We start from the raw sequence: 23,965 nt of genomic DNA on the forward strand, positions 1-23,965 counted from the left end.
GGGTGGTCGAGCAAGGCGAGTCAGCGAAAGTAGGACGCGCCGTTCAGGTCGAGCACCGCGCCCGAGGTCCACACCGCGCCCGGGGAGGTGAGATAGGCCACGGCGTCGGCGACCTCCTCGGGCGTGCCGACCCGGTCGAACGGGCTCTGCCCGCGGATGTCGTCGCCACCGACGCCCTCGAGCTTCGACGCCTGCCGCTCGGTCGCGATCATCCCCGGAGCCACCGAGGCGACCGAGATCCCATACGGCGCGAGCACGAGAGCCATCGACTGACCGAACGCCTGAAGGCCGGCCTTCGTCGCGGCATACGCAGGATGATCGCGCTCGCCGCGGAACGCACCGCGCGACCCGAGGTTCACGATCGCCCCACCCTCACCCTGAGCGATCATGCGCTGCGCCACCAGCATCGTCACATTCGACGATCCCAGCAGATTCACCGCGACCATATCCGCCCACGCGCGCTGCCAATCCTCGAACGACACCCCATCCACGCGATGCGCGTTCGCAGCACTCGGAGCGACCGCCGCGTTGTTCACCAGGATGCCGATCGACCCCAGGGCCTCGGCGGCGGCATCCACCACGGCCTGCGCCCCGGCAGGATCACCGAGGTCCCCGCCGACGAGCGCATGCCCATCACCGTCCAACGACGCGAGCGTCCGCTCCGCCGCATCCCGATCGCGGCCGAAGTGCACGGCCACACGATCGCCTCGGCGGGCGAACGCCTGCGCGACCGCACGCCCGATACCGCGGGACGCACCGGTGACCAGTGCAGTCGCCATCAGGACGCGACCCGGCCGCGCACCACGGGCGTCGGCTCGATCTCCGACCACACCGCATCGAGCGACAGATGCAGCACACCCGCGATCGCCGCGATCGTCGAGAACGCCGGCGTCGCCACACGACCGGACTCGATCTTGCGCAGAGTCTCCGGCGAGACGCCCGCATCGAGAGCCACGCTCAGCATCGACCGTTCACCGCGCGCGCGCCGCAGCAGAGCGCCCAGACGCTCACCGCGCTTGACCTCGGCAGGACTCAGGGGAAGGCGAACCATCATGCACCGATTCTAATACCGGGATAGTTTGGCCGGTATAGTTATACCATGATCGAGATCCTCACTCCCGCTCAGCTCGACCGGGCCCGCGACACCGGTGCGCTCGTCGGCGGCATCCTGCAGACACTCAAGAACCGGGCCGAGGTCGGTGTGAACCTCCTCGATCTCGACCGCTGGACGAAACAGCTGATCGAGGATGCCGGGGCCGAATCCTGCTACGTCGACTACGCCCCCTCGTTCGGCAGAGGCCCCTTCGGACACTACGTCTGCACAGCGGTGAACGACGCCGTGCTGCACGGGATGCCCCACGACTACCGCCTCGCCGACGGAGACCTCCTCACACTCGACCTGGCGGTGACCCTGCGCGGCGTCGCCGCCGACGCGGCGATCAGCTTCACGGTCGGCACGCGCGCGGCATCCGACGACCTCGCGATGATCGACGCGACCGAACGGGCGCTCGCGGCAGGCATCGCGGCGGCACGCCCCGGCGCGCGCATCGGCGATCTCTCGCACGCGATCGGCACGGTTCTGCACGACTCCGGCTACGCGATCAACGGCGAATTCGGCGGCCACGGCATCGGCTCGACCATGCACCAGGACCCGCACGTCGCGAACGACGGACGCCCCGGCCGCGGCTACACGCTGCGCCCCGGCCTGCTCCTCGCGCTCGAGCCCTGGGTCATGCGCGACACCGATCAGCTCGTGACCGATGCCGACGGATGGACGCTCCGCAGCGCCACCGGATGCCGCACCGCGCACACCGAGCACACGATCGCCATCACCGAGACCGGCGCGGAGGTGCTCACGCTCCCACGCTGACGCAGGAATGCGGGGTCGCGGGGTCGGTGCGCGCCGTCGAGGTAGGCGATGACGCCGGCGTAGGAGGGTTGCGGGTGGATCCTCCTGCCTCCGCGGTATGTCCTACCTTCGGGAACGGCTCAGCGGCGTCGGGCCCGGCTCAGCCCTTCGGGGATGGCTCGGCCCTTTCGGGGACGGCTCAGCCCTTCGGGAACGGCTCAGCCCTTTCGGGGACGGCTCAGCCCTTCGGGAACGGCTCAGCCCTTCGGGAACGGCTCCGCCCTTCGGGGACGAGTCAGCCGCGTCGGGCGCGGCTGCGCACTCGACGCACCGCGCGACCCGCGAGATCCTTGAGGCGACCGCCCGGGAACACCCGGCGCAGCTCGACGACCCCGCCACGCGTCGCGACGGGAGTGCACGTGCGTCCCGCGAGGAGGGGCGAGTGCCCGGCGCCGGCCAGGGTCGCGGCATCCGAGGTGAGGGGCACGTCGAACGTCCACCCGGCCCGGCGGACCTTCGCCACCAGGCGCACACCGCGTGAGTCGTCGCCGCGACCGAACACCTTGAGCGGGTCGAGCGCGAGCGATGCGGCATGGCCGTCCTTCAGGCGGGCGCTGGCGATGACGCGCTGGTCGCCCGCCCCTCCGATGACGAGTTCCACGCGGTCGTTGCGCAGCTCCCTGCCCGCTTCGAGCAGTCCGGTCGGCAGCCCGTCCATCGGCACAGGCAGCGACGTGAGGCGGCCGGAGTCCGGATCGATCACGAGCCCATCCTGGTCGTCGCGCAGGACGTCCACGCGCAGGTCCAGGTGCAGCCCGCCACCGCGCGACCAGGATGCCGAGGTCACGGCGACCCGGCACTCGAGATCCCTCTCGAACCGGGCGAAGGCGAGGAGATCCGCCCGCCGGTCGGCGCGCAGCAGGGCGGCGCGGATGCGCTGCGGGAACGCGAGACCCCCGTCGACCCCCGGACCGAAGCGGCGGCGCACGAGCGGCACCACCACGTCCAGGAGACGGTCGCGGTACTCGGCCGGGTACTTCACCAGGCGCTTCCCGGCCAGGCGCTTCAGGATCTTGCCGCGGAACCAGTGCCGCAGCAGACGGTCCCGCAGCGGACCCGGCTGCGTGTACTGCTCCACGAGGTCGAGCACGGCCTCCAGATGCGGGAAGTAGGACTCCGGATCGATCCGCGCCGAACTCGCGCTGCCCGCCTGCTTGACCCACGCATAGCAGGGCGTGCTCGCGAGGATCGAGATCCGCTCCGCCTCGAAATACGCGCGCATCACGAACAGGTGATCCTCGAGTCGCACCTTGCCGTCGGGGAAGCGCACCCGCTTCTCGCGCAGGAACTCCGTGCGGAACATCTTGTGCGGCGTGAGCATCTCGAGCAGCGGGTCGCGGCCCAGGCGGGCATCCGGCACATCGCGGCGGTAGATCCGCGAGGGGAGCGGCCGACCGACGCCGACCTCCTTGCCGACCAGGACGTCGGCGCCGTGCAGATCCGCATAGTCGCACATGCGCTCCAGCGCCTCGTCGAAGAGCCAGTCGTCCTGGTCGACGAACTGCACGTAGTCGCCGCGCGCCGCAGCGACTCCTTCGTTGCGGGGCGTGCCGGGCCAGCCCGAGTGGGGCAGACACAGCACGCGGGCGTAGGACCGGGTGCGCTCGACCTCCGCCAACCGGGCCTGCGTCTGCTCGTCGGAACCGTCGTCGCACAGCAGCAGCTCGAACCGGGAGTGGTCGAGGGTCTGCCGGTCGAGCGATGCGATGAGATCGTCGAACGACGGCCCGGGATTGAACACGGGGACGACCACGCTCACACGGATGTGGGCGGAGGGGGAGTTCGCGGGCGCAGCAGGAGTCGACATCGGAGGCAGTCAACCATCACGGGCTATGCACCCGCACGGGGGTTGCCATGAGTGCGCTGACGTGCTGAGCAGCGCGCGCAAGCGGCGCATCTGCAGGACCGGGGCGCGAATGGCGGATGGCGGATGGCGGATGGCGGATAACGGATGGCGGATAACGGATGCCGGATGGCGGATGCCGGGGTGGATGCCGGGGCGAGCGGATGCCGGGCTGCCGGATGCCGATGCCGGGGCACGGCTGCCGGGTGGGATCGGATGCGGATGCGGACGCGGATGCGGATGCGGATGTCGATGCCGATGCCGATGCCGATGCCGGGGCGGACGGATGCCGATGCCGATGCCGGGGCGGACGGATGCCGATGCCGGGGCGCGGCTGTCGGGTGGGATCGGATGCCGGATGGCGGACGGATGCCGGGACGGGGTGGGCAGACGGCGGGGTGGGCAGACGGCGGGGCGGGCAGAGATGGCGAGCGGATGGATGCCGCGGCTCGGCGCTACGGACGGGCGGCGCGGGCGCGGAGGAACGCCGCGACCTCGGCATCCTCCGCGAGCTCGACCGCACGGGCATAGGCGTCCGTCGCGTCGCGATCGGCGGCGGCGAGCAGCTCGGCGCGCGCCGCCCAGTACGGCTGGAAGGTCTCCGCATCGGCGGCGAGCGCGGGCAGAGCGGCGAGTCCGGCATCCGGGCCATCGAGGCGCGCCGTCACGACGGCCGCCGCGACCCGGGCGCCGAGGGTGGACGCGATCTCCAGCAGCGCTGCGTACAGCATCCGCAGCGCCGCCCAGTCCGTCTCACCCGTGCGCCGTCGGTCGGTGTGCACGGCCTGGATCGCGGCCTCCACCTGGAACCTGCCCGGTGCGCCGTCCGGCCGCGCTCGCCGCAGGTACGCCTCGCCCTCGGCGATCAGCGCGGCATCCCAGTCCTGGGGGTCCTGCTCGTCGAGCGGCACGAAGCCACCGGTCCGACGTCGGGCGAGGGTCAGTGTCGTCAGCGCCGCGAGTCCCCAGGCCTCCGCCTCTCCGTCGAGCAGGGCGGCGAGCGTGACGGCAAGGTACTGCGCCTCGCCGGCGAGCGACGAACCGTCGCCGCGCCACGACAGTGCCGCGCACCCGTACACGGCCTCCAGCACCACGGGCAGACGCTCCGGCATCGCCGTGCGGTCCGGCACGGCGAACGGGATGCGGGCGTCCTTGATGCGGCGCTTCGCCCGCACGAGACGCTGCGCCATCGCGGCGGGCGGCACCGCGAACGCCCGCGCGATCTCGGCGGCGTCGAAGCCCAGCACGGTCTGCAGCATGAGCGGCGTACGCACGGCCGGGTCGATCGCCGGATGTGCGCACACGAACAGCAGCTCGAGTCGCTTGTCGCCGATCGCGAGCGGATCGTGCTCGGCGAGCGGGTCGGTCGCGGCGCGCACGGCGTCGTCGAGCGGGGCGGATGCGCGCATCGCGGACGACTTCCACACGTCGCGCAGTCGGTTCCTGGCCACGGTCAGCAGCCATCCTTCCGGGTTGTCGGGGACGCCTCCGGAGGGCCAGCGCCGCAGCGCCTCCTCGAAAGCGCCCGACAGCGAGTCCTCGGCGAGGCCGATGTCGCCGCTCTGCGCGGCGAGCAGGGCGACGAGCCGCCCGTAGGAGGACCGCGCCGCGCGCTCGGCGACGACGCGGGCCTCCTCGGCGCTCATCGGTTCGGCGTCCAGACGCCGTCGACCGTGTACACGGCACCCGGCCGCACCTCGACCGCGCCCCACTGCACCGACGGCGCCTGCCGGGCGTAGCCGATCGCGGCGTCCAGGTCGGGCACGTCGATCACGAACGTGCCTCCGAGCTGCTCCTTCGTGTCGGCGAAAGGGCCGTCCTGCACCTGCAGGGCGCCGTCGCGCATCCGCACGGTCGTCGTCACGGCCGACGGCTGCAGCACCTCGCCGCCGATCAGCACTCCGGCGGCCTGCAGCGTCGCGGCGTAACTGGCGAAAGCGGCCTGGCCCTCGGCCAGCGACACCTCGCCCAGCTCGGCGTCACTCATCTCGGGGTAGTGCAACAGCAGTGTGTAGCGCATCGCTCTCATCTCCTCTGTCAGCGGTCAGCGTACAGAGGGATGACGAGCGAGCAGAAGGCCGATCGACAGCATCCGCCGACTTTCTCGCAGGGGCCGGATTCCCACCCCACACCCAGGGTTAACGATATATCGTTGAGTATCGCTCACCGGCTCCATCGACAGCACTGGGAGGTCATCATGAACAACTCATTCCCCTTCGGCAACACCGGCCAGGGCGGCGACAACCCGCTCGGCGGACTCTTCGGATCGGGCGGTCTCGGCGGCCCGAACGGACCCGCCGGCGCCATCTTCGACGCGATCGATCAGCTCCGCAAGTCCTTCGACGCACCGCGCCCCAGCGGCGGCTCGCGCATGGCGCGCGGCGACGTCCGCACCGCCGTGCTCTCGCTCCTCGCAGAGCGCCCCATGCACGGCTACCAGATCATCAGCGAGATCGCCGAGCGCAGCGGCGGATCCTGGAAGCCCAGCGCAGGCTCCGTCTACCCGACACTGCAGCTGCTCGCCGACGAGGGCCTGATCGAGGCCGAGGAGCAGAACGGTCGCAAGACCTACTCGCTCACCGAGGCAGGTCGCGCCGTCGCATCCGAGTCGACCGAGACCCCTGCACCCTGGGAGTCGACCTCGACCAAGGACGGACACCGCAACGACCCGCGCTTCACCGCGCTCCCGAAGGCCGGCGTCGACCTCGCCGCTGCCGCCGCGCAGGTCGGTCGCAGCGGCAGCCCCGAGCAGGTGCAGCAGGCCATCGACGTGCTCGACGAGGCCCGCCGTAGGCTGTACACGATCCTCGCTCAGGACTGACCCCGGACGAACAGAGGCCATCGATGACGGATGCTGCGGCGCAGGGCGCCCATCGCGCCCGGTACCGCCGCATCCTGTCGTTCGCGGCGCGGGAGTTCACCATCGTCTGGTGGTACGAGCTCGTCCTCCCGCGCCTCGGCCTCTCGCGCGTCTCCGAGCGCACGCGCCCGCCGCGCCTGCAGCGGTTCGCGCAGCGCTTCCACGCCCTGGCGATCGAACTCGGCGGTCTGATGATCAAGGTCGGACAGTTCATGTCCTCGCGCCTCGACGTGCTGCCGCCCGAGATCACCAAGGAGCTCGAGGGCCTGCAGGACGAGGTGCCCGCGGTGCCGTTCGCCGACATCCGCCGGGTCGCCGAAGCCGAGCTCGGCATCCCCCTGGACCGCGCCTACGCGTGGTTCGACGAGACGCCCGTGGCGGCGGCATCCCTCGGACAGGCGCACCGCGCCCGTCTCTCCGAGCTCGACGCAGCGGACACAGGACTCGACCAGGTCGTCGTCAAGGTGCAGCGACCCGGCATCGACGGGATCGTCGAGACCGACCTCGCAGCGCTCCGCCGCGTGGCGCGCTGGGCGATGCGGGTGCGCCTCGTGTCCGACCGCGTCGACGCCCCCGCTCTGGTCGAGGAGTTCGCGCACACGAGCCTCGAGGAGATCGACTACCTGCACGAGGCGGCGAGCGCGGAGCGGTTCCGCGAGAACTTCGCCGACGACCCGCGCATCGACGCGCCCCAGATCGTCTGGGAGCGGTCGACGCGTCGCGTGCTCACGCTGTCGGACGTCACGGCCATCAAGATCAACGACATCGAGGCCCTGCGCGCTGCGGGCATCGACCCCTCTGCCGTGGCCGACGCCTTCGCCGAGGTCATGTTCGACCAGGTCTTCACGCACAGCTTCGTGCACGCCGACCCGCACCCCGGCAACATCTTCGTCACCCCCGACCCCTCGCTGGACGGCGGCTTCCGCCTCACGTTCATCGACTTCGGGATGATGGCCGAGGTCCCCGACAACCTCCGGGACGGTCTGCGCACTCTGCTCATCGCGGTCGCCGGGCGCGACAGCCGCGGGCTCGTCGCCGCCGCGCAGGAGATCGGCGTGCTGCTGCCGTCCGCCGACACCGCCGAGCTCGAGCGCGCCCTCACGGCCCTGTTCGCACGCTTCGGCGGCATGGGGTTCGCGGAGCTCGCGCAGGTCGACCCGCGCGAGTTCATGGCCTTCGCCGACGAGTTCGGCGACATGGTGCGCTCGCTCCCGCTGCAGCTGCCCGAGAACATGCTGCTGCTGATCCGCGCGGTGTCGCTCACCTCGGGCATGTGCTCGAGCCTCGACCCGACCTTCAACGTCTGGGATGCCGCGGAGCCTTACGCCGGACGGCTGCTGCGCGACCAGACCGGCGGGTTCATGCGCGACATGGGGACGCAGGCCATGGAGAACGCCGCCGTCACGTGGCGTCTGCCGAAGAAGATCGACGCGATCATCTCGCGGGTGGATGCCGGCACCGTGACGTTCGACACCTCGCGTCTGGAGCGCCGGATCGACCGGCTCGAGGGGCTCGCGAGACGGATCGGCTCCGGCGTGCTGTTCGCCGCGATGCTCGTGGGCGGCGCCCTGCTCGTGCCGACGCTGCAGCCGCTCGGCATCACCCTGATCTGCGTGTCGGCGCTGCCGCTGCTGCACGCGGTGTTCGCGGGCCTGGGCCGGCGCCGCTGACCCGGGGTCTCGAGGTCGACTCACGGCGTTTCGTCTCGCTGACGCTCGCTCAACGACCGGATGGGGCGGTGCTGGTCGTCGAGCGACTGAGTGAGACGAGCGAGACGAAACGGGGTGCGTCTCGAGGTCGGCTCACGGCGTTTCGTCTCGCTGACGCTCGCTCAACGACCGGATGGGGGCGGTGCTGGTCGTCCTCGCTTGACGACCCGCAGGAACGCCGCAGAATACCGGCATGGGAGAATCGGTGGTCATGGACACTCCTGACGAGAAGCCCAGACAACGCACAGACCCCACCAAGACGACGACCGAGACCCTACGGCAGGCCGGCAAGCAGGCGGGCAAGATCGTCCGGGACATCGCGACGGTACCGCCGCGCAGCGTGCACCCGGCCCTCGTGCCCGGCGTCTCGGTCGAGGAGACCGGTCGCACCTACCGCACCGATCCGCTCGTGTTCGGCGTCGCCGCATCCTTCACGATCGCGTTCATCGCGTGGGGGGTCTTCGCGGGCGACAACCTCGCCGGCACGACTCAGGCCGTGCTCGATTGGGTCGTCGAGTACTTCGGCTTCTTCTTCACGACGATCGCCACCGTCATCCTCGTGTTCATGCTGTTCATCGGGTTCACGCGCTACGGCCGCATCCCACTGGGCCGCGACGACGAGGAGCCGGAGTACTCGATGTTCTCCTGGATCTCGATGCTCTTCGCCGCCGGCATGGGCATCGGCCTCGTGTTCTGGGGAGCCGCCGAGCCGCTCACGTTCTTCGAGAACCCGCCGCCCGGCACGGTCGAGGCGAACACCCTCGAGGCCATGCACACCGCGCAGGCCCAGGTGCTGTACCACTGGGGGCCGCAGGCGTGGGCGTTCTACGCGCTCGTGGGAGGCGCGATCGCGTACGGCGCGTTCCGTCGCGGCCGCACCCCGCTCATCTCGTCGATCTTCGCGCCGCTGCTCGGCGAGGGCCGCACCACGGGACCCCTCGGCCGCACGATCGACGTCTTCTCGATCATCGTCACCCTGTTCGGCACCGCCGCCTCGCTCGGACTCGGTGCCCTGCAGATCGGGCACGGCGTCGAGATCGTCAGTGGCATCGGCGAACTCGGCAACGGCGTGCTCATCGCGGCGATCGCCGTGCTCACCGCCTGCTTCATCGCCTCGGCCGTCTCAGGGGTTTCGAAGGGCATCCGTGCGCTGTCGAACATCAACGCGGTCGCGGCGCTCGTGCTCGCGTTCTTCGTGTTCTTCGTCGGTCCGACGCTGCTGATCCTCAACGTCATCCCCTCGGTGGCCGTGCAGTTCCTCGGCGACCTGCCCGAGATGATCGCCCGATCCGCCTCGCAGGGCGACGAGGCGCAGATGTTCCTGTCCAGCTGGACGATCTTCTACTGGGCGTGGTGGATCTCCTGGTCGCCGTTCGTGGGCATGTTCATCGCCAAGATCTCGCGCGGCCGCACCATCCGCCAGTTCGTGTCCGTCGTGATCCTCGTGCCCGCGGCGATCTCGCTCGTGTGGTTCGCGATCTTCGGCACCACGGCGATCCAGCAGCAGATGGACGGCGCCGGCCTCACGGTCGACCCGCCCGAGGAGGTGCTGTTCGGCGTGCTCGACAACCTCCCGTTCCCGCTGATCACCAGCATCCTGCTGATCCTGCTCATCTCGATCTTCTTCATCACCGGAGCCGATTCCGCCTCGCTCGTGATGGGCACGCTGTCGCAGCAGGGTCGTCCCGACCCGTCGCGCTGGGTCGCGGTCGTCTGGGGTGTGCTGGTCGGTGTGATCGCCGCAGTGCTCCTCGTCACGGGAGAGGAGGGGAGCGGTCTGCGCTCACTGCAGAACGTCACGATCATCGCGGCACTGCCGTTCGCGGTGATCATGGCGTTCATGATGGTCGCGTTCATGAAGGACCTACGGCGCGACCCCATGATCCTCCGTGAGCGCTATGCGCGGGCGGCCGTCCGCCACAGCGTCATGGCCGGCCTCGAGGAGTACGGCGACGACTTCGCGCTCGTGCCCGTCGAGTACGACCACTCCGAGGACGACCTGGCCTGGATCGACGAGTCCGAGGTCGACGACAGCCTCGCCGAGGTCTACGCGACCGCGACCGAGGCGATCGACATCATCCCGGATGCGGGAGCGGATGCGGGAGCGGATGCCATCCCGGATGCCGCGACGCATGCGGACCCCGCCGCCGCGCTCGCCGAGGACACGGCCGAGTCCGTCGACGAGGCCGGAGGCACCGCCCCGACCGAGCGCTAGCCGCGCGCCGTCCCGTTGAGAGATGGAAAACGCCGCTGACGGATGCCGTTCAGCGGCGTTTTCCATCTACCGAGCGTGGAACACCGCGCGTCAGGCCCCGGGCTGCTCGGCGGCGGCGGTGATGCGCGCCGCCATGCCCGCGAAGATGAACCCGTGGAACGGCAGCACGGCGAACCAGTACAGCCGTCCGGCGAGGCCCCGGGGGAAGAACACCGCCCGCTGCTCGTAGCGCGCGCCCCCGGCATCCGGCAGCGCACGCAGCTCGAGCCACGCCTCGCCCGGCACCTTCATCTCGGCGCGCAGACGCAGCAGACCGCCGCTCGCGGCCGAGGCCTCGGTCTCGGTGCCCGGCTCCTCCACGGCCTCGACGCGCCAGAAGTCGATCGCGTCGCCCACCCGTGCGGCGGCCTTGTTCCGTCGCCCTCGCCGCAGTCCGACTCCGCCGACCACGCGATCCATCCACCCGCGCACGGCCCAGAGGAACGGCGAGGAGTACCACCCGTTCGTGCCGCCGATGCCGATGATGACGCGCCACAGTCCGTCGACCGACGCCGTGGTCTTGAGGGAGCGGGCGTCCGTGAAGACCATGCGACCGGCCCACTCGGGGTCGCTCGGAAGCGGATCGCTCGGCGCCCCGGAGACCTCGGAGTCCTGCCAGCTCGTCTCGATCGCATCCGCGTTCACGCGTCCGAGCGCGAGGTGCACGGCCTGGCGGTAGGGCGTGAGCCCACCCTCCGGCCGGGGGATCAGATCGTCGACCGCGTGGTCCTTCACCACACACTCGTTCTGCAGCGAGGCGACCAGGGGACGTGCGATCGACCGTGGCACGGGCGTGACGAGGTTGACCCAGTGCGAGGCGAGTCCGGGCGTGAACACGGGGAGCGCCGCGATGGCCCGCTGCGGCAGCCCGGCCTCGACCGCGTATCCGTTCATCATCTGGCCGTAGCGCAGCACGTCGGGTCCGCCGATGTCGACCGCACGGTTCACCTCGGGTGCCACGCGCGCCGCGCCCAGCAGATAGTGCAGCACGTCGCGCACGGCGATCGGCTGGATGCGGTTCCGCACCCACCTCGGCGCGGGCATGTACGGGAGGACCTCGGTCAGGTGGCGGATCATCTCGAACGACGCCGATCCCGAGCCGATCACGACTCCGGCCTGCAGCACGAGCGTCGGAACGCCCGATCGCAGGAAGATCTCGCCGACGTGCACGCGCGAGCGCAGGTGCGGCGAGAGCTCGACGCCCTCGGGATGCAGCCCGCCGAGGTACACGAGACGGTGCACGTGCACGCTCGCCGCGGCATCCGCCACGGTCTGCGCCGCACGCTCGTCGCTCTCCTCGAAGCCCTTGCCGGCCGACATCGAGTGGATCAGGTAGTAGACGACGTCGACGTCGCGCATGGCCTCGGCCACGGCATCCGCGTCGTCCGCGGAGCCCTCGACGATCTCGCAGTCGGCTCCCCAGGGGAAGGATGCCGCGCGCGCCGCGTCTCGTGCGAGCACGCGTACCCGGTATCCGGCGTTGAGCAGGCGAGGTGTGAGGCGTCCGCCGATGTAGCCGGTGGCGCCGAGCACGAGCACGCGCGGGGTCGTGCCGTCGTCGCGGAGGACCGCGCGCAGGTCGTCTTCGAGTCCGGTGGGCTGGGTGAGCTCCGTCATGTCACCGAGCGTAGGCGGCTCTCCCGAAGTTTTCACTAGGTTGGCAGATGTCTAGTTCATCTAGTAACCTTCCCCCGAAGGAAGGCAAGAAATGTCCGGAGCACCGAAGTCCCCCGTGCGCGTCGATCACGCTCTGCGTGACGCGCCGTCGGTGCTCTCGGATGCGGCCAGCCTCGCGCCGCTCCCCGCCAGCGAGGCCGTGGGACGCACGGTCGGAGTCGACCGTGCGTCCCTGGTCTCCGCGGACCCGCGCTGGCGCACCGCCGGACTCGCCGGACTCGTCGCCCTGGTCGCCGCGGCATCCCTCCCCCTCGCGACCGTCCTGCTGACCCGCCTGCTGTGAGGCGCGACCCGCTCGCCCACGCTCGCCGCTCCGCCGTCCGCCCCCGTTCCACCGCGGGCATCCTCCGGGAAGAAGAGAGAACACAATGTCCGAACCCGTGAAGAACAGCGAGTCCCTCTGGCGCCGTCTCGGCCGACGGCTGGGGCTCGTGAAGCCCGAGGAGCCCCGCCGCCTCACGGTCGACGACGTGACCGTCGTCGACAAGCCGATGCTCCGTCGTGCGGTCGCCGGCACCGTGGTCGGCAACCTCATGGAGTGGTACGACATCGGCGTGTACGGCTACCTCGCCGTCATCATCGGCCGTGCCTTCCTGCCCGACGCCTCCGCGGGGGCGCAGTCGCTGTTCTCGCTCGGCGTCTTCGCGGTCACCTTCGTCGCCCGCCCGCTCGGAGGCATCGTGCTCGGTCAGCTCGGCGACCGGATGGGGCGACAGCGCATCCTCGCGTTCACGCTCATCATGATGGCCGCAGCGACCTTCCTCATCGGCGTGCTGCCCGACTTCTCGGTATGGGGCGTCTGGGCGCCCATCCTGCTCATCGTCCTCAAGCTCGCGCAGGGCTTCTCGACCGGCGGCGAGTACGCGGGAGCGACGACGTTCATCACCGAGTACGCCCCCGACAAGCGTCGCGGGTTCTACGCCTCGCTGCTCGACCTGGGCTCGTACATGGGGTTCGCGATCGGCGCCGCGTTCGTGTCGATTCTGCAGTTGACGCTCTCGGCCGAGGTCATGCAGGGCTTCGCCTGGCGCATCCCGTTCCTCGTCGCCCTGCCGCTGGGTCTCATCGCGATCTACTTCCGACTCAAGATCGAGGACACGCCCGCGTTCCAGGAGGCGCAGGATGCCGCGGCGAGGGCGACCGACGAGGCGCAGGCCGCGGCGGATGCTCCCAAGGGTGTGCTCGCGCTGATCCGCGCGTACTGGCGCGAACTGCTCACCGCGTTCGTGCTCGTCGCCGCCGCGAACACGGTCGGGTACGCGCTGACCTCGTACATGCCCACGTACCTCACCGGAACGCTCGGCTACGACGAGGTCCACGGCACGCTGCTGACGCTGCCGGTGCTCGTCGCCATGGCGCTGTCCATCCCGCTGACGGGCAAGCTGTCCGACCGCATCGGCCGCCGCAAGGTGCTGTTCATCGGCTCGATCTCGGCGATCGTGCTCGCCGTCCCGGCGTTCCTGTTCATGATGCACGGCGAGATCTGGTCGACGCTCCTGGGGCTCGTGCTGCTCGCGTTCCCGGTGACGTTCTATGTCGCGAACCTCGCGTCCTCGCTGCCGGCGCTGTTCCCGACGTCGTCGCGCTACGGCGGCATGGGCATCTCGTACAACCTGGCGGTCGCCCTGTTTGCCGGCACCGCGCCGGTCGTGATGGAGGCGCTCGTGCAGATGACCGGGTCGTCGCTCGCCCCGGCGTTCTACGTGATCGGCACGTCGATCGCCGGCTTCATCGCGGTCGTGGTGCTCAAGGAGTCCGCGCGCCGGCCGCTGCCCGGGGCGATGCCGAGCGTGCAGACGCCGGAGGAGGCGATCGAGCTGGTCGCGACGCAGGACGACAACCCCGACCTCGACCTCGATGAGCTGTTCCCCGAGCGGCTCGAGGGCGCGGAGACGGAGGCTGAGTCCGACCCCGAGTCCGCGGCGGGGGAGCAGCCCGAGAAGGTCTGAGCGGATGCCGCGTCGGTGGGAGGGCGGGCGCTACGCGCCTGCGGACCCCGGCGCGCGCTACGCGCCTGCCGATCCCTCCTCGTGAGAGCGGATGACGTCGCGGAGCTCCTGGTCGAGGTCGGCAGCCTCTTCGATCGCCGAGGTCATGCCGGCGAGGAAGCGGGTGACGGTCGCGCGCTCCTTGTCGGACATCTCGTCGACGAGGGCCAGCATCCGGCGGTGCATGGCCCCGAGCGTCTCGCGCACCTCGTCGTCGCTGCTCACGGTGGGCACGATGACACCCGCGCGACGGTCGGTCGGGTGAGGCTCGCGTCGGGCGTGGCCGCCCTTCTCGAGGCGGTCGATCAGCGTCGTGGTGGACGCGGTGGAGATGTCCAGCATCCGAGCGATGTCGATCGGGCGCACGAGGCGTCCGGCGCGCTGCTCTCGGAGGAGGAACCGGAGGGCGACGAGGTCGGTCTCGTTCATCCTCATCGACGCACGCGTACGCGCGCGCATCGCGGTCTCGGCGGCGCGGTATCGGCGGAGCAGGTTCAGCACGTCGACGGTGCTGGCGGAGTCCGTGTCCGGATACCAGTATCCGGAGCGGGTGAAGTCCTCGGAGCGCTCCATCATGCCACCTCGTCGTCGTCGGTCATTCCGCCGTCCTGCTCACGCGCGAGCATCTCGACCGCGCCGGATTCGACGGCCGCCGGAACGATCTGCAGGATCCCTCCGGTGATCGCCTCGTTCTCGGCGGCGATGATCTGCTCGAGGCGCCAGTCGGCGACGGCGGGGAATCGCTGGCGAAGGCGTTCGAGTACATCGGAATACAGGATGTATCCCGCCTCCTCGAGGGTGAATTCCTCTGCCATGGCGTCCTTTCCGCAGGATTCCATCTTCGCATCCGTGACGAGTGGTGGATCACATTGATATTCGCTAGTCTGCCTGCTTACCTGGTTGTCGAGTAGCATGGAAGACGTCAGGGGGTGACACGAATGACGAACGACACGCAGGCTCCTGGGCGCGCACGGGCGACCGTGCATCCGCGGATCGCGGACGGAACCTCTACAGAGACGCGGGAGATGATCGAGCGGATCGAGCAGTTGCGCCGATCGGAGTCGCAGCTCGCACGGCGGCTGTCGTCGCGGCGTGAACCCAACGACACCGATCGCGAGGCGATGCGCTTCATCGCCGATGCGCCGGATCATGCGCCGGCGACGCCCGGTGGCCTCGCGGGGCACCTCGGCGTGAGCACCGCGGCGATCACGAGCGTGCTGCGTCGACTGCAGGAACGCGGCCAGGTCGTCGTCACCGCGCACCCCGCCGACGCGAGATCGAAGGTAGTGCGTCCGACGCTGCGCGATCTGCATGCGCCGGCCGACGACATGACGCAGCGCCTCGAGGGACTCGCGAGCGAGTTCACTCCCGAGCAGACCGAGGTCATCGTCAGGTTCCTCCGTCGACTCGCCGAAGAGATCGACGATCTCCCCTGAGGAATTCTTGACCTTCGTCCAGCTTCGATCCGTGGAGTGGCATTTAACTAGGTAACCTAGTAATCTATCTCCTAAGCGATTCTTTCTGGATGGGAGAGAGATCATGGGACACCTGACCTACGGCAACGGCGGAGCACCTATCGACGTCGAGGATGAGATCCTCGCGCATGTCCGAGTCGTCACGCTGACCAAGCTGCGACGCAACGAGTCCTTCGCCCTGACGATCCCCACGACGGGCGGTGCGGTCGAGACGCTCTGGATCCAGGCGGCGATCCCGCTGCGCTTCGTGCTTGATGCCGAGGCCCCCGTCGACCGGGCGCTGCTCGTGAAGATGATGAACGCCGCCAGTTCGTCCGCAGGCCTCGACCTCACGCGCGACGAGTTCTCGTCCGAGTTCGGCGCGGCTCCCGTGCTGCACGCGATGAGCGCCTGAGCCCGACGATGTCGAGAAGGATCGGACTCGGCGCGCGCACCCGCGTCGCGTCGGCCCCGCGAGGCCTCTGGGTGGAAGTCGATCCCGGGTTCTTCGTGGGCAATGACCGGAGACGATTCCTCGGGTCGATCAGCGGAGCGCCGACGCAGGGCTACACGGCGTTCGGCCCGCACTCCGAGTTCGTCGGGTCGTTCCGCGATCTCGATGAGGCGAAGGCCGCGGTGATCGCGGTGGTCGACGGCCCGCGCGCGGACGCGGCCGCGGAGGCGGATACTCCTTCGCGCTGATCCGTGATCGTCACGGCGGCGGATGCCGGAATCGGGGCGCATCCGATGCGTGTACGATCGTACGCATGACGTCCGCCGAAACGATTCGACGCGCTGCTCCCGATCGAGCGGCGCGACGTGCGCGCATCGCCGTGAGTGCGTTGTTCCTGACGAACGGTGCGCTGTTCGCCAACCTCCTGCCGCGGTACCCCGAGATCAAGTCCCAGCTCGGCCTCGACAACGTCGGCTACGGGATCGCGATCGCGGCCTTCCCCGCGGGGGCCATCGCCGCCGGACTCCTCGCCGCCGTGCTGATCCGTCGATTCGGCTCGGCGCGCGTCGCGGTGATCGGCACGGTCGGTGTGGGGGTCTCTCTGCTCGCTGCGGCGCTCGCGCCGACCGGCATCCTGTTCGCCGCAGCGCTGCTACTCGGCGGCGCCTTCGATGCGATCACCGACGTCGGGCAGAACGCACACGGCCTGCGCGTCCAGCGTCGGTACGGGCGCTCCATCATCAACTCCTTCCACGCGATCTGGTCGATCGGCGCCGTGCTCGGCGGCGGCATGGCGGCCGTGGCGATCGCGCTGCAGCTCCCGCTCGCCGTGCATCTCGGAATCTCCACCGCGGTCTTCGCCGCTGTGGCGCTCACCTCGCTGTTCTTCTGCCTCCCCGGGCGTGATGAGGAGGCGGATGCCGAGGCCACGGCAGAACCCGCGGAGATCGAGAAGGCCGTGCGCCGAGGCGTGGGCCCGCGCGTGGTGTTCGCGGTGATCGCGCTGACGCTCATCGCCATGGCCGGCGCGGTCGCCGAGGATGCGGGCAACTCCTGGGCGACCCTGTATCTGGGCGAGTCGCTGGGTGCCGCTGCCGCCGTGGCTCCGCTCGGCTTCATCGCGCTGGTGGGAGCGCAGTTCATCGGGCGGATGCTCGGCGACGGCATGACCGACCGGTTCGGGCAACGGGCGGTCGCACGCGTCGGCGGTCTGATCGCCGCGGTCGGCATGGGACTCGCGCTGCTCTTCCCCAGCGTTCCCGGCACGATCGCCGGGTTCGCCGCGGTGGGGTTCGGCATCGCAACGCTGATCCCGGCCGCGATGCACGCGGCCGACGAGCTCCCGGGTCTACGGTCGGGCGTCGGCCTCACCATGGTCTCGTGGCTCCTGCGTCTCGGGTTCCTCCTCTCACCGCCGTTCGTGGGATTCATCGCCGAGCACGAGAGTCTGCGCGCGGGCCTGATCGTCGCTCCCGCTGCGGCGCTCGTCGCGGTGCTCCTGGCCGGCGTGCTCGAGGGGCGCAAGCCCCGCGCTTAGCCCCACCTCCGTGTTGCTCGGAGCAACGTGCAACTTGCAGATTGCAGTATTCGCGACTACGTGCAATTCTGGAGTTGCACACGAATCGAAAGGGAGCACGATCATGGCTGACATCCGAGAAGACGCATCCGTCATCGACGCGGAGGCGTTCGTGGTCCGCCGCAGCATCCGCATCGGCGCATCCGTCGAGAAGGTCTGGCGTGCGGTCGCGGAACCCGAGCACGTGTCGCAGTGGTTCGGCACGCTCGAGCTCGACCGCGCGGGCGCCGGCGCGATCGGCTCGATGACCTTCGGCCCCGGTGACGTGATCCCGCTGCGCGTCGAGAGCGTCGACGAGCCGCGGCGCATCGTCTACCGGTGGAGCAATGACGACGCTCTCGGCCATCGACCCGCCGTGCTCGACGAGGAGACCTCGACGCTCGTCGAGTTCACGCTCGAGGCGGTCGACGACGGCACCCTCCTGACCGTCGTCGAGAGCGGATTCGAGCGCACGAGCGACCCGGCGGTCAACATGGAGTACCACCGCACCGGATGGGACGAGGAGCTCGACAAGCTCGTCGCCCTCGTGGAGGCCGAGGCGTGAGCGCCGACACGCTCCTGCCCACGCTGTCGGCGCTCGCCGACGAGACCCGCTGGGCGATCCTCGCCGAGCTCGGGAGGGCGGACGCCTCGGCATCCGCTCTCGCGATACGGATGCCGGTGAGTCGCCAGGCCATCGCGAAGCACCTTTCCGTCCTGCAGGAGGTGGGCCTGGTCGAGCCGGTGCGCGTCGGCCGTGAGGTGCGATTCCGCGTGATCGGGGCGGAGCTCTCGGCCACCGCGCAGCGCCTCGACGAGATCGGCCGCGCCTGGGATCGCCGTCTCGCCGCCATCAAGGAGATCGCGGAGAACCTCTGACCACGAAGGCTCACGACGTATACGTATTCAATCCGTATCAATTCCTCGAATATAGGCTTCCCTAAGTCGACTGCATACGTATACCATCAGCGACATGGGACATTCACAGCACCGAGCACTGCCGGTACTCGCACTCGCAGCCGTGGGCATCGTCGCCCTCACCAGCTGCGGCGCCGGTACCCGCACAGACAACGCGAACTCGACCACGGTGACGTGCGACTACACGGCACCTGAAGGCAAGACGACGGTCAACGTCCTCGCCTACAACTCCTCCGCGATCGACCCGTTCACCGACACCATGGTGTCGAGTTGTTCGAACGACGACGTGACTCTCAAGCACGACCCGATCGACTTCGGCGGCCAGGTGACCAAGACGACCGCCACGCTCGCGGGCGACACCGGCACCTACGACATCATCGAGACCTACGGCTTCGTGATCCCCGGCTTCGGCGAGGAGGGCAAGCTCGTCCCCCTCGACGACCTCTGGGACAAGTACGCCGACGACTACGGTCTCGGCGACATCAGCCAGTCGATGATCGAGGGCATGTCGTACGACGGCGACATCTACGCGGTGCCGATGCAGGCGCAGATGTTCGTGCTCGCGTACCGCACCGACATCTTCGAGGACCTGGGTCTCGAGGCCCCCACCACGTTCGACGAGATGATCGACGCCGCCGAGGCGATCAAGGGCGCCGGCCTCATGGACTACCCGATCGCGCTGCCCTGGCTCGCGACCGCCGACGTCACCACCGGCTTCCAGGGAGCCATGAACTCCCTCGGCGCCGACTTCGTCACGGCCGACGGCGAGGTCACGCTCGACGGACCCGAGGCCAAGCAGGCCGTCGAGGGGATGCTGTCGCTCAAGCCCTACATGGACCCGCAGGTCACCACGTTCGACCAGCCCAAGGTGCAGCAGCAGATGTTCAACGGCACCGCGGCTATGTCGATCATGTTCTCGGGTCGCATGTTCGACCTGACGCTCGACTCCAACTCGAAGTTCGCTGACTCGTTCGGATTCGCCGGGGCTCCCAAGGTCACCGCCGACGCCGAGTACTCCTACAACCGTCTGTCGATCGACGGTTGGTCGATCCCGTTCAACACGAAGCTCGACCATGACATGCTGTTCCAGATGATGGCCTCCGCCGTCAGCGAGGACGCGTCCGAGGCATCGGTCCCCGCCGCCTACCCGGCTCGTGAGGGAATGGTCACGGAGAAGAACTCCCCGTACGGCGCCGCGGCGAACGACTCGATCGCCAGCGCCATGCCGCCGATCGTGTCGCCCGTGATCGCCGACATCACCAACGAGATCCGGCCCATCCTGGTCTCGGTCCTGAACGGCCAGATCTCGGTCGACGAGGGACTCGCCCAGATGCAGGCCGCCGGCGAGAAGATCGCCGGCTGACCGACGCACCGACGTCATGACTGTGGCCTGAGCGCGAGTTCAGGCCACAGTCCGTCCAAGGGAGGACGCTTATGAAGGCACGCGAGTTCTGGTTGCTCTTCTTCCCGAGCCTGCTGGTGATGGGGGCGCTGCTCGTGCTCCCGCTGGTGCGCACGGTGCAGTGGAGCTTCGAGCAGGTCCGCTACGGCACACCGGGAACCTTCATCGGGTTGACCAACTTCACCGACGCCCTGACCGACCCGCGCTTCCACAAGGCGGTACTGTTCACCGTCGTCGTCACGGTGGTCACCACGGCGATCCTGCTCGTGGCCGGCTACATCATCGCGACGGGCATCAACCGCATCACGACCTCCCGGCCGCTGGTCCTCGGCATCATGCTGGTGTCGTACGTGCTGCCCAACCTCGTCGGCGCCGTCGCGTTCTCGTGGCTGTTCGACGACAACTTCGGCGGCGTCGTGAACCGCCTGATCGGCTTCTTCGGCGGCACGCAGGTGCTCTGGTTCACCGATCAGGTGCCCAACGGCATCCTCGTGATCGCCAACACCGTGTGGCACATGCTCCCGTTCGCGATGCTCATCATCCTCGCCGGGCTCCAGGGTGTGCCGAACGAGCTCAAGGAGGCCGCCGTGATCGACGGCGCCAACGGCTTCCAGACGCACATCAACGTGATCATCCCGACGATCCGCGGCGTGCTCGGCTTCGTGACGCTCATCACGATCATGGACGTGCTGCGCATGTTCGACAACCTCATCCCGCTGTCGCCGCAGGCGCAGAACATCGGCAACGAGTCGATCATGCTCTACGTCTACTCGGTGGCGTTCGCCGACGGTGCCGAGAACCTCGGTCTCGGCAGCGCCATCAACGTGCTCACCATCATCCTGATCCTCATCATGCTGACCCCGTTCATCCGGGGCATCTTCAAGGAAGCGAAGGCCGAACGATGAGTCTCACCGCCACCGAGCTCTCGACGAGGGCCATCGTCACGCGCGGCGCACCGAAGCGCCGCCGCGGGGGACCGAAGCGTCCCCCGATCATCACCGGCATCCTGCTCGCGGTGCTCTGCATCGTCATGTTGAGCCCGTTCATCTGGATGACCCTGTCGGTCACCAAGCCCACCGACGTGGCGTTCGCCAACCCGCCAGTGCTGTGGGACTACCAGCCGACGCTGCAGGCGTTCATCGACCTGTGGGAGACGACGTACTTCGCCGACTACCTCGTCAACACGATCGTCGTCGCCGTGGTCTCGACCGTGATCGCGCTCGTGATCGGCATCCCGGCCGCGTACGCGCTCTCCCGGTTCCCCAGCTACGTGTCCGCGCTGCTGCTCGTGCTCGCGCTCATCTTCCGGGCGCTGCCCCGCTTCTCGGTCGTGCTGCCGATGTACGACATCAGCCGCGCTCTGGGTATCTACGACACGACGTTCGCCCTCGCGATCGCGCTCGTCGCGATCAACCAGCCGTTCACGATCTGGTTGTTGCGCAACTTCTTCGCCGAGATCCCCCGGGAGCTCGACGAGGCGGCGATGATCGACGGATGCACGCGCATCGGCATGCTGCGTCGCGTGATGATCCCGCTGATGGGTCCCGGCATCCTCACCGCCGGCATCTTCGTGTTCCTGTTCGCGTTCCAGGAGTACCTGACGGCGCTCGTGCTCACCGACACGTCGTCGAAGACCGTGCCGGTGTTCATCGCCACGCAGCTCGGACAGACGCTGCCGATGCTGCAACAGGCGGGGGCGGCCTCGATGCTGCTCACCATTCCGGTGTTCGTGATCGCCTTCATCGCGCAGAAGTACCTCGTCGCGGGCCTCAGCGACGGTGCCGTGAAGGGCTGACGTGACGGCTCCGCTCGTCCTGCTCCCGGGCATGAACTGCACCGGCGACCTGTGGGCGCACACGGGACTCGACACGGAGGGCGGGACGATCCGGCCGGTGCTGGACCGTCCCGCGCTCCGGGATCAGGCCGCCGAGCTGATGCGGGTGCTGCCGCCGCGGGTCGTGCTGGTGGGGCATTCGCTGGGCGGCATCGTGGCGATGGCGTTCGCGCTCGCCGCACCCGAGCGCGTGGAGGGACTGTGTCTGGTGTCGACCAACGCGAAGGCTCCGACCGCGGCGCAGCGCGACGGCTGGCGGGCGTGGATCGATCGACTGGATGCCGGAGCGTCGCCGCGTGCGCTGCAGCAGGAGATCATCGAACCGCTGCTCGGCGCGGAGGTGGCAGCCGACCGGCCCGATCTCGTCGAGCGCACCCTGGTCATGGGGGAGGAGACCGGGGCGGCCACGTTGCGCGCGCAGCTCGAGATGCAGCTGACGCGCGTCGACCTGCTGTCGCGGCTCTCGGCGCTGCGGCTGCCGACGCTCGTGGTGTCGGGCCTCGACGACGTGATCTGCCCGCCGCATTTCCACACCGAGATCGTGGGCGAGGTCGACGGCGCTCGGCTCGTGTCGCTCGATGCGGGGCACCTCCTGCCGCTCGAGCGTCCGCACGAGTTCGGCGACCTCGTGCGCTCGTGGCGGTCGCAGCAGCTGCGCCCCGCGGCTGTCGGGGCGTAGGCGCGCTCGCTGCTCGCTGCTCGCTGCTCGCACGATTCGACGGAGATCGCACGTCCTGCAGGAGCGGATGTGCAGGAGCATCCTTCGTTGCGCGAGATCTCCTGCGCGCGGCGCAGAGGAGGGATGCCGGTCAGGCGCGCTTCTTCGCCAGGATGCCGAGGCGGATCGCCGAGATGAGGAAGAAGACGGCTCCCACGATCGCGTAGCCGCCGACACCGGCGATCGCGGTCGCGCCCATCAGACCCTGGATGAGGAACGCCGTGCCGGCGAATACCGAGATACCGCCGCTGAGCATCTGCGGGACCTGGCCGCCGGTGCGTCGATTGCGGATCGCGGTGATGAGCTGAGGGATGCCGGCGCCGATCGCCCAGACGCCCCAGATCGCGAGTGCGGCCGGGACCGACAGCGACGATGCGATGCCGAGGGCGAGCGCGACCAGCACACTGACGACGACGCCCGCCCACTGGCTCGTCCGAGCCCGCCGAGCTTCTCCTGCGGCACGCATCTGCCACAGCACGGCCCCGGCGTCGAACAGCGGGTATATGACCAGGAGTGCGGTGAGCAGCGCTCCGCCGAGCGGCGCGGTCGCGATGAGGGCGACGGCCCAGACGACGGCAAACGCTGCGCGCACGAAGTACAGGCGTCGAAGTGCCGTCGCGAAGGACGGGGTGATGGCGGTGGCGGTCATGTCGTTGCTCCTTGAGACGTTGGTGTCGATGTAGAGTTACTAGTACGTCTACATGGATGACCATAGACTGATCCCACGGCCGGCGCAACCGGCCCGCCCCGACCGGAGAACCGCATGACCGCTGAGATCGCCGCATCCGACGCGCGGACCCCGCGCGGATCGGCCACTCGCGACCGCATCCTCGACGCCGCGAATGCGCAGTTCTACACGCACGGCATCCGCGCCACCAGTGCCGACCGGATCATCGAGCAGGTCGGCATCACGAAGGTGACGTTCTACCGGCACTTCCGCACCAAGGGCGAGCTCGTGGTCGCGTATCTCGCGCAGCAGTCACAGGCCGAGCAGGCGTGGCTGCGCAGCGTCGCGCGCCCCGGGGAGCCGCGCGCAACCCTCCGCGAGATCGCCGCGGGGATCGGTGCCGCGAGCTGTCGGCCCGAGTTCCGCGGCTGCGCCTTCATCAACGCGGCCGCCGAGTTCCCCGACGCCGACGACCCGGTGCGGACCGCGGTCGACGCGCACCGGCGGTGGCTGCGCGAGAACTTCGCCGGCATCGCCGCCGAGGCGGGCGCGACGGATGCCGAGGCCGTTGCCGCGCAGCTCATGATGCTGCGCGACGGCGCGATGGTGAACGGCTACCTGGGCGACGGGGAGACCGTTGCGGGAGAGCTCGAGGCGGCGTTCCTCGCCGTGCTGGACGGCGCCGTCCGCGGCTGAGACAGCGCGCGCTCGGCTCGTTACGGC

The 23,965-nt window shown here is 69.4% G+C and carries 26 protein-coding genes; 17 read left to right on the forward strand and 9 right to left on the reverse strand.

From position 1 onward, the window contains the following. Window positions 1–20 precede the first annotated feature (20 nt). Both AKH00_RS12390 and AKH00_RS12395 read right to left on the reverse strand, forming a co-directional pair. The gene (locus tag AKH00_RS12390) at window positions 21–779 is read right to left on the reverse strand and encodes an SDR family NAD(P)-dependent oxidoreductase (protein WP_050723071.1); all 759 of its coding nucleotides are present in this window, start codon (window positions 777–779) and stop codon (window positions 21–23) included. Beyond that, the gene (locus AKH00_RS12395) at window positions 779–1,051 is read right to left on the reverse strand and encodes a helix-turn-helix domain-containing protein (RefSeq protein ID WP_050723360.1); all 273 of its coding nucleotides are present in this window, start codon (window positions 1,049–1,051) and stop codon (window positions 779–781) included. The genes AKH00_RS12390 and AKH00_RS12395 overlap by 1 nt, the downstream gene beginning before the upstream one ends. Window positions 1,052–1,099: 48 nt before the next feature. Here AKH00_RS12395 and map point away from each other — a divergent pair, with 48 nt between their 5' ends. Next, window positions 1,100–1,870 carry a type I methionyl aminopeptidase gene (gene map / locus AKH00_RS12400; protein WP_050723072.1) on the forward strand — a complete coding sequence of 257 codons (771 nt, stop codon included), beginning with the start codon at window positions 1,100–1,102 and terminating at the stop codon, window positions 1,868–1,870. A 274-nt stretch (window positions 1,871–2,144) separates the two neighbouring features. Here map and AKH00_RS12405 read toward each other — a convergent pair whose 3' ends face one another. The 3 genes from AKH00_RS12405 to AKH00_RS12415 form a co-directional block, all read right to left on the reverse strand. Beyond that, window positions 2,145–3,716 (reverse strand): glycosyltransferase family 2 protein, encoded by a 1,572-nt coding sequence (locus AKH00_RS12405; protein ID WP_050723073.1) that lies wholly within the window; start codon window positions 3,714–3,716, stop codon window positions 2,145–2,147. Window positions 3,717–4,207: 491 nt separating this feature from the next. Further along, window positions 4,208–5,398: an RNA polymerase sigma factor gene (locus tag AKH00_RS12410; protein ID WP_050723074.1), complete on the reverse strand. Its 1,191-nt coding sequence runs from the start codon at window positions 5,396–5,398 to the stop codon at window positions 4,208–4,210. Next, window positions 5,395–5,772: a YciI family protein gene (locus tag AKH00_RS12415; RefSeq protein WP_050723075.1), complete on the reverse strand. Its 378-nt coding sequence runs from the start codon at window positions 5,770–5,772 to the stop codon at window positions 5,395–5,397. Before AKH00_RS12415 ends, AKH00_RS12410 begins: the two co-directional genes overlap by 4 nt. 177 nt (window positions 5,773–5,949) lie before the next feature. Between AKH00_RS12415 and AKH00_RS12420 the strand changes: the two genes are divergently transcribed. The 3 genes from AKH00_RS12420 (at window position 5,950) to AKH00_RS12430 (ending at window position 10,536) form a co-directional block, all read left to right on the forward strand. Then, on the forward strand, window positions 5,950–6,573 hold the full coding sequence (locus tag AKH00_RS12420) for a PadR family transcriptional regulator (RefSeq protein ID WP_050723076.1): 624 nt from the start codon (window positions 5,950–5,952) through the stop codon (window positions 6,571–6,573). A 23-nt stretch (window positions 6,574–6,596) separates the two neighbouring features. Then, window positions 6,597–8,282, forward strand: a complete 1,686-nt coding sequence (locus tag AKH00_RS12425; protein WP_082297597.1) for an ABC1 kinase family protein — start codon at window positions 6,597–6,599, stop codon at window positions 8,280–8,282. A gap of 250 nt (window positions 8,283–8,532) precedes the next feature. Beyond that, window positions 8,533–10,536, forward strand: coding sequence for a BCCT family transporter (locus AKH00_RS12430; protein ID WP_050723361.1), 2,004 nt, complete (start codon window positions 8,533–8,535; stop codon window positions 10,534–10,536). 90 nt (window positions 10,537–10,626) lie between these two features. On the opposite strand, the gene AKH00_RS12435 is transcribed toward AKH00_RS12430, so the two are convergent. Continuing rightward, complete coding sequence (locus tag AKH00_RS12435; protein WP_050723078.1) at window positions 10,627–12,192, reverse strand: SDR family oxidoreductase; 1,566 nt, start codon at window positions 12,190–12,192, stop codon at window positions 10,627–10,629. 91 nt (window positions 12,193–12,283) lie between these two features. On the opposite strand from AKH00_RS12435, the gene AKH00_RS12440 reads away from it, so the two are divergent. Both AKH00_RS12440 and AKH00_RS12445 read left to right on the forward strand, forming a co-directional pair. Further along, the gene (locus AKH00_RS12440) at window positions 12,284–12,535 is read left to right on the forward strand and encodes a hypothetical protein (protein WP_050723079.1); all 252 of its coding nucleotides are present in this window, start codon (window positions 12,284–12,286) and stop codon (window positions 12,533–12,535) included. An 85-nt stretch (window positions 12,536–12,620) separates the two neighbouring features. Further along, the gene (locus AKH00_RS12445; protein WP_082297598.1) at window positions 12,621–14,201 is read left to right on the forward strand and encodes an MFS transporter; all 1,581 of its coding nucleotides are present in this window, start codon (window positions 12,621–12,623) and stop codon (window positions 14,199–14,201) included. Window positions 14,202–14,258: 57 nt separating this feature from the next. Here the strand turns inward: AKH00_RS12445 and AKH00_RS12450 are convergent, their stop codons facing one another. Together AKH00_RS12450 and AKH00_RS12455 are read right to left on the reverse strand one after the other, a co-directional pair. Continuing rightward, window positions 14,259–14,816, reverse strand: a complete 558-nt coding sequence (locus AKH00_RS12450; protein ID WP_414685090.1) for a MarR family winged helix-turn-helix transcriptional regulator — start codon at window positions 14,814–14,816, stop codon at window positions 14,259–14,261. Further along, entirely contained in the window at window positions 14,813–15,055 is a 243-nt protein-coding gene (locus tag AKH00_RS12455; protein WP_050723081.1) for a hypothetical protein, read from the reverse strand. The genes AKH00_RS12450 and AKH00_RS12455 overlap by 4 nt, the downstream gene beginning before the upstream one ends. Window positions 15,056–15,265: 210 nt before the next feature. Here AKH00_RS12455 and AKH00_RS12460 point away from each other — a divergent pair, with 210 nt between their 5' ends. From AKH00_RS12460 to AKH00_RS12505, 10 genes are all read left to right on the forward strand, one after another. After that, window positions 15,266–15,676, forward strand: coding sequence for a MarR family winged helix-turn-helix transcriptional regulator (locus AKH00_RS12460; RefSeq protein ID WP_050723363.1), 411 nt, complete (start codon window positions 15,266–15,268; stop codon window positions 15,674–15,676). A gap of 103 nt (window positions 15,677–15,779) precedes the next feature. Next, window positions 15,780–16,109: a DUF7882 family protein gene (locus AKH00_RS12465; protein ID WP_050723082.1), complete on the forward strand. Its 330-nt coding sequence runs from the start codon at window positions 15,780–15,782 to the stop codon at window positions 16,107–16,109. A gap of 71 nt (window positions 16,110–16,180) precedes the next feature. Further along, window positions 16,181–16,396 carry a hypothetical protein gene (locus tag AKH00_RS12470; protein ID WP_152926187.1) on the forward strand — a complete coding sequence of 72 codons (216 nt, stop codon included), beginning with the start codon at window positions 16,181–16,183 and terminating at the stop codon, window positions 16,394–16,396. Between the two features lie 65 nt (window positions 16,397–16,461). After that, window positions 16,462–17,685 (forward strand): MFS transporter, encoded by a 1,224-nt coding sequence (locus AKH00_RS12475; protein WP_050723084.1) that lies wholly within the window; start codon window positions 16,462–16,464, stop codon window positions 17,683–17,685. Between the two features lie 103 nt (window positions 17,686–17,788). Next, window positions 17,789–18,268: an SRPBCC domain-containing protein gene (locus AKH00_RS12480; protein WP_050723085.1), complete on the forward strand. Its 480-nt coding sequence runs from the start codon at window positions 17,789–17,791 to the stop codon at window positions 18,266–18,268. Continuing rightward, window positions 18,265–18,582 carry an ArsR/SmtB family transcription factor gene (locus AKH00_RS12485; protein ID WP_050723086.1) on the forward strand — a complete coding sequence of 106 codons (318 nt, stop codon included), beginning with the start codon at window positions 18,265–18,267 and terminating at the stop codon, window positions 18,580–18,582. Before AKH00_RS12480 ends, AKH00_RS12485 begins: the two co-directional genes overlap by 4 nt. Before the next feature lie 94 nt (window positions 18,583–18,676). Then, window positions 18,677–19,984: an ABC transporter substrate-binding protein gene (locus AKH00_RS12490; RefSeq protein ID WP_082297601.1), complete on the forward strand. Its 1,308-nt coding sequence runs from the start codon at window positions 18,677–18,679 to the stop codon at window positions 19,982–19,984. A 71-nt stretch (window positions 19,985–20,055) separates the two neighbouring features. Continuing rightward, on the forward strand, window positions 20,056–20,928 hold the full coding sequence (locus tag AKH00_RS12495) for a carbohydrate ABC transporter permease (protein WP_050723088.1): 873 nt from the start codon (window positions 20,056–20,058) through the stop codon (window positions 20,926–20,928). Further along, window positions 20,925–21,818, forward strand: coding sequence for a carbohydrate ABC transporter permease (locus AKH00_RS12500; RefSeq protein ID WP_050723089.1), 894 nt, complete (start codon window positions 20,925–20,927; stop codon window positions 21,816–21,818). The genes AKH00_RS12495 and AKH00_RS12500 overlap by 4 nt, the downstream gene beginning before the upstream one ends. A gap of 1 nt (window position 21,819) precedes the next feature. Continuing rightward, the gene (locus AKH00_RS12505; RefSeq protein WP_050723090.1) at window positions 21,820–22,536 is read left to right on the forward strand and encodes an alpha/beta fold hydrolase; all 717 of its coding nucleotides are present in this window, start codon (window positions 21,820–21,822) and stop codon (window positions 22,534–22,536) included. Window positions 22,537–22,666: 130 nt separating this feature from the next. Here the strand turns inward: AKH00_RS12505 and AKH00_RS12510 are convergent, their stop codons facing one another. Continuing rightward, the gene (locus tag AKH00_RS12510; protein WP_050723091.1) at window positions 22,667–23,224 is read right to left on the reverse strand and encodes a hypothetical protein; all 558 of its coding nucleotides are present in this window, start codon (window positions 23,222–23,224) and stop codon (window positions 22,667–22,669) included. A 114-nt stretch (window positions 23,225–23,338) separates the two neighbouring features. On the opposite strand from AKH00_RS12510, the gene AKH00_RS12515 reads away from it, so the two are divergent. Next, the gene (locus AKH00_RS12515; protein ID WP_050723092.1) at window positions 23,339–23,938 is read left to right on the forward strand and encodes a TetR/AcrR family transcriptional regulator; all 600 of its coding nucleotides are present in this window, start codon (window positions 23,339–23,341) and stop codon (window positions 23,936–23,938) included. Window positions 23,939–23,965 lie beyond the last annotated feature (27 nt).

Source organism: Microbacterium sp. GCS4 (genome assembly GCF_001262495.1).
Lineage (GTDB): Bacteria > Actinomycetota > Actinomycetes > Actinomycetales > Microbacteriaceae > Microbacterium.

Excerpts from the sequence above, each read along its gene's own strand:
- AKH00_RS12390 (WP_050723071.1), bottom strand. The coding sequence starts at position 779 with ATGGCGACTGCACTGGTCACCGGTGCGTCCCGCGGTATCGGGCGTGCG.
- AKH00_RS12395 (WP_050723360.1), bottom strand. The coding sequence starts at position 1,051 with ATGGTTCGCCTTCCCCTGAGTCCTGCCGAGGTCAAGCGCGGTGAGCGT.
- map (WP_050723072.1), top strand. The coding sequence starts at position 1,100 with ATGATCGAGATCCTCACTCCCGCTCAGCTCGACCGGGCCCGCGACACC.
- AKH00_RS12405 (WP_050723073.1), bottom strand. The coding sequence starts at position 3,716 with ATGTCGACTCCTGCTGCGCCCGCGAACTCCCCCTCCGCCCACATCCGT.
- AKH00_RS12410 (WP_050723074.1), bottom strand. The coding sequence starts at position 5,398 with ATGAGCGCCGAGGAGGCCCGCGTCGTCGCCGAGCGCGCGGCGCGGTCC.
- AKH00_RS12415 (WP_050723075.1), bottom strand. The coding sequence starts at position 5,772 with ATGCGCTACACACTGCTGTTGCACTACCCCGAGATGAGTGACGCCGAG.
- AKH00_RS12420 (WP_050723076.1), top strand. The coding sequence starts at position 5,950 with ATGAACAACTCATTCCCCTTCGGCAACACCGGCCAGGGCGGCGACAAC.
- AKH00_RS12425 (WP_082297597.1), top strand. The coding sequence starts at position 6,597 with ATGACGGATGCTGCGGCGCAGGGCGCCCATCGCGCCCGGTACCGCCGC.
- AKH00_RS12430 (WP_050723361.1), top strand. The coding sequence starts at position 8,533 with ATGGACACTCCTGACGAGAAGCCCAGACAACGCACAGACCCCACCAAG.
- AKH00_RS12435 (WP_050723078.1), bottom strand. The coding sequence starts at position 12,192 with ATGACGGAGCTCACCCAGCCCACCGGACTCGAAGACGACCTGCGCGCG.
- AKH00_RS12440 (WP_050723079.1), top strand. The coding sequence starts at position 12,284 with ATGTCCGGAGCACCGAAGTCCCCCGTGCGCGTCGATCACGCTCTGCGT.
- AKH00_RS12445 (WP_082297598.1), top strand. The coding sequence starts at position 12,621 with ATGTCCGAACCCGTGAAGAACAGCGAGTCCCTCTGGCGCCGTCTCGGC.
- AKH00_RS12450 (WP_414685090.1), bottom strand. The coding sequence starts at position 14,816 with ATGATGGAGCGCTCCGAGGACTTCACCCGCTCCGGATACTGGTATCCG.
- AKH00_RS12455 (WP_050723081.1), bottom strand. The coding sequence starts at position 15,055 with ATGGCAGAGGAATTCACCCTCGAGGAGGCGGGATACATCCTGTATTCC.
- AKH00_RS12460 (WP_050723363.1), top strand. The coding sequence starts at position 15,266 with ATGATCGAGCGGATCGAGCAGTTGCGCCGATCGGAGTCGCAGCTCGCA.
- AKH00_RS12465 (WP_050723082.1), top strand. The coding sequence starts at position 15,780 with ATGGGACACCTGACCTACGGCAACGGCGGAGCACCTATCGACGTCGAG.
- AKH00_RS12475 (WP_050723084.1), top strand. The coding sequence starts at position 16,462 with ATGACGTCCGCCGAAACGATTCGACGCGCTGCTCCCGATCGAGCGGCG.
- AKH00_RS12480 (WP_050723085.1), top strand. The coding sequence starts at position 17,789 with ATGGCTGACATCCGAGAAGACGCATCCGTCATCGACGCGGAGGCGTTC.
- AKH00_RS12490 (WP_082297601.1), top strand. The coding sequence starts at position 18,677 with ATGGGACATTCACAGCACCGAGCACTGCCGGTACTCGCACTCGCAGCC.
- AKH00_RS12495 (WP_050723088.1), top strand. The coding sequence starts at position 20,056 with ATGAAGGCACGCGAGTTCTGGTTGCTCTTCTTCCCGAGCCTGCTGGTG.
- AKH00_RS12500 (WP_050723089.1), top strand. The coding sequence starts at position 20,925 with ATGAGTCTCACCGCCACCGAGCTCTCGACGAGGGCCATCGTCACGCGC.
- AKH00_RS12510 (WP_050723091.1), bottom strand. The coding sequence starts at position 23,224 with ATGACCGCCACCGCCATCACCCCGTCCTTCGCGACGGCACTTCGACGC.
- AKH00_RS12515 (WP_050723092.1), top strand. The coding sequence starts at position 23,339 with ATGACCGCTGAGATCGCCGCATCCGACGCGCGGACCCCGCGCGGATCG.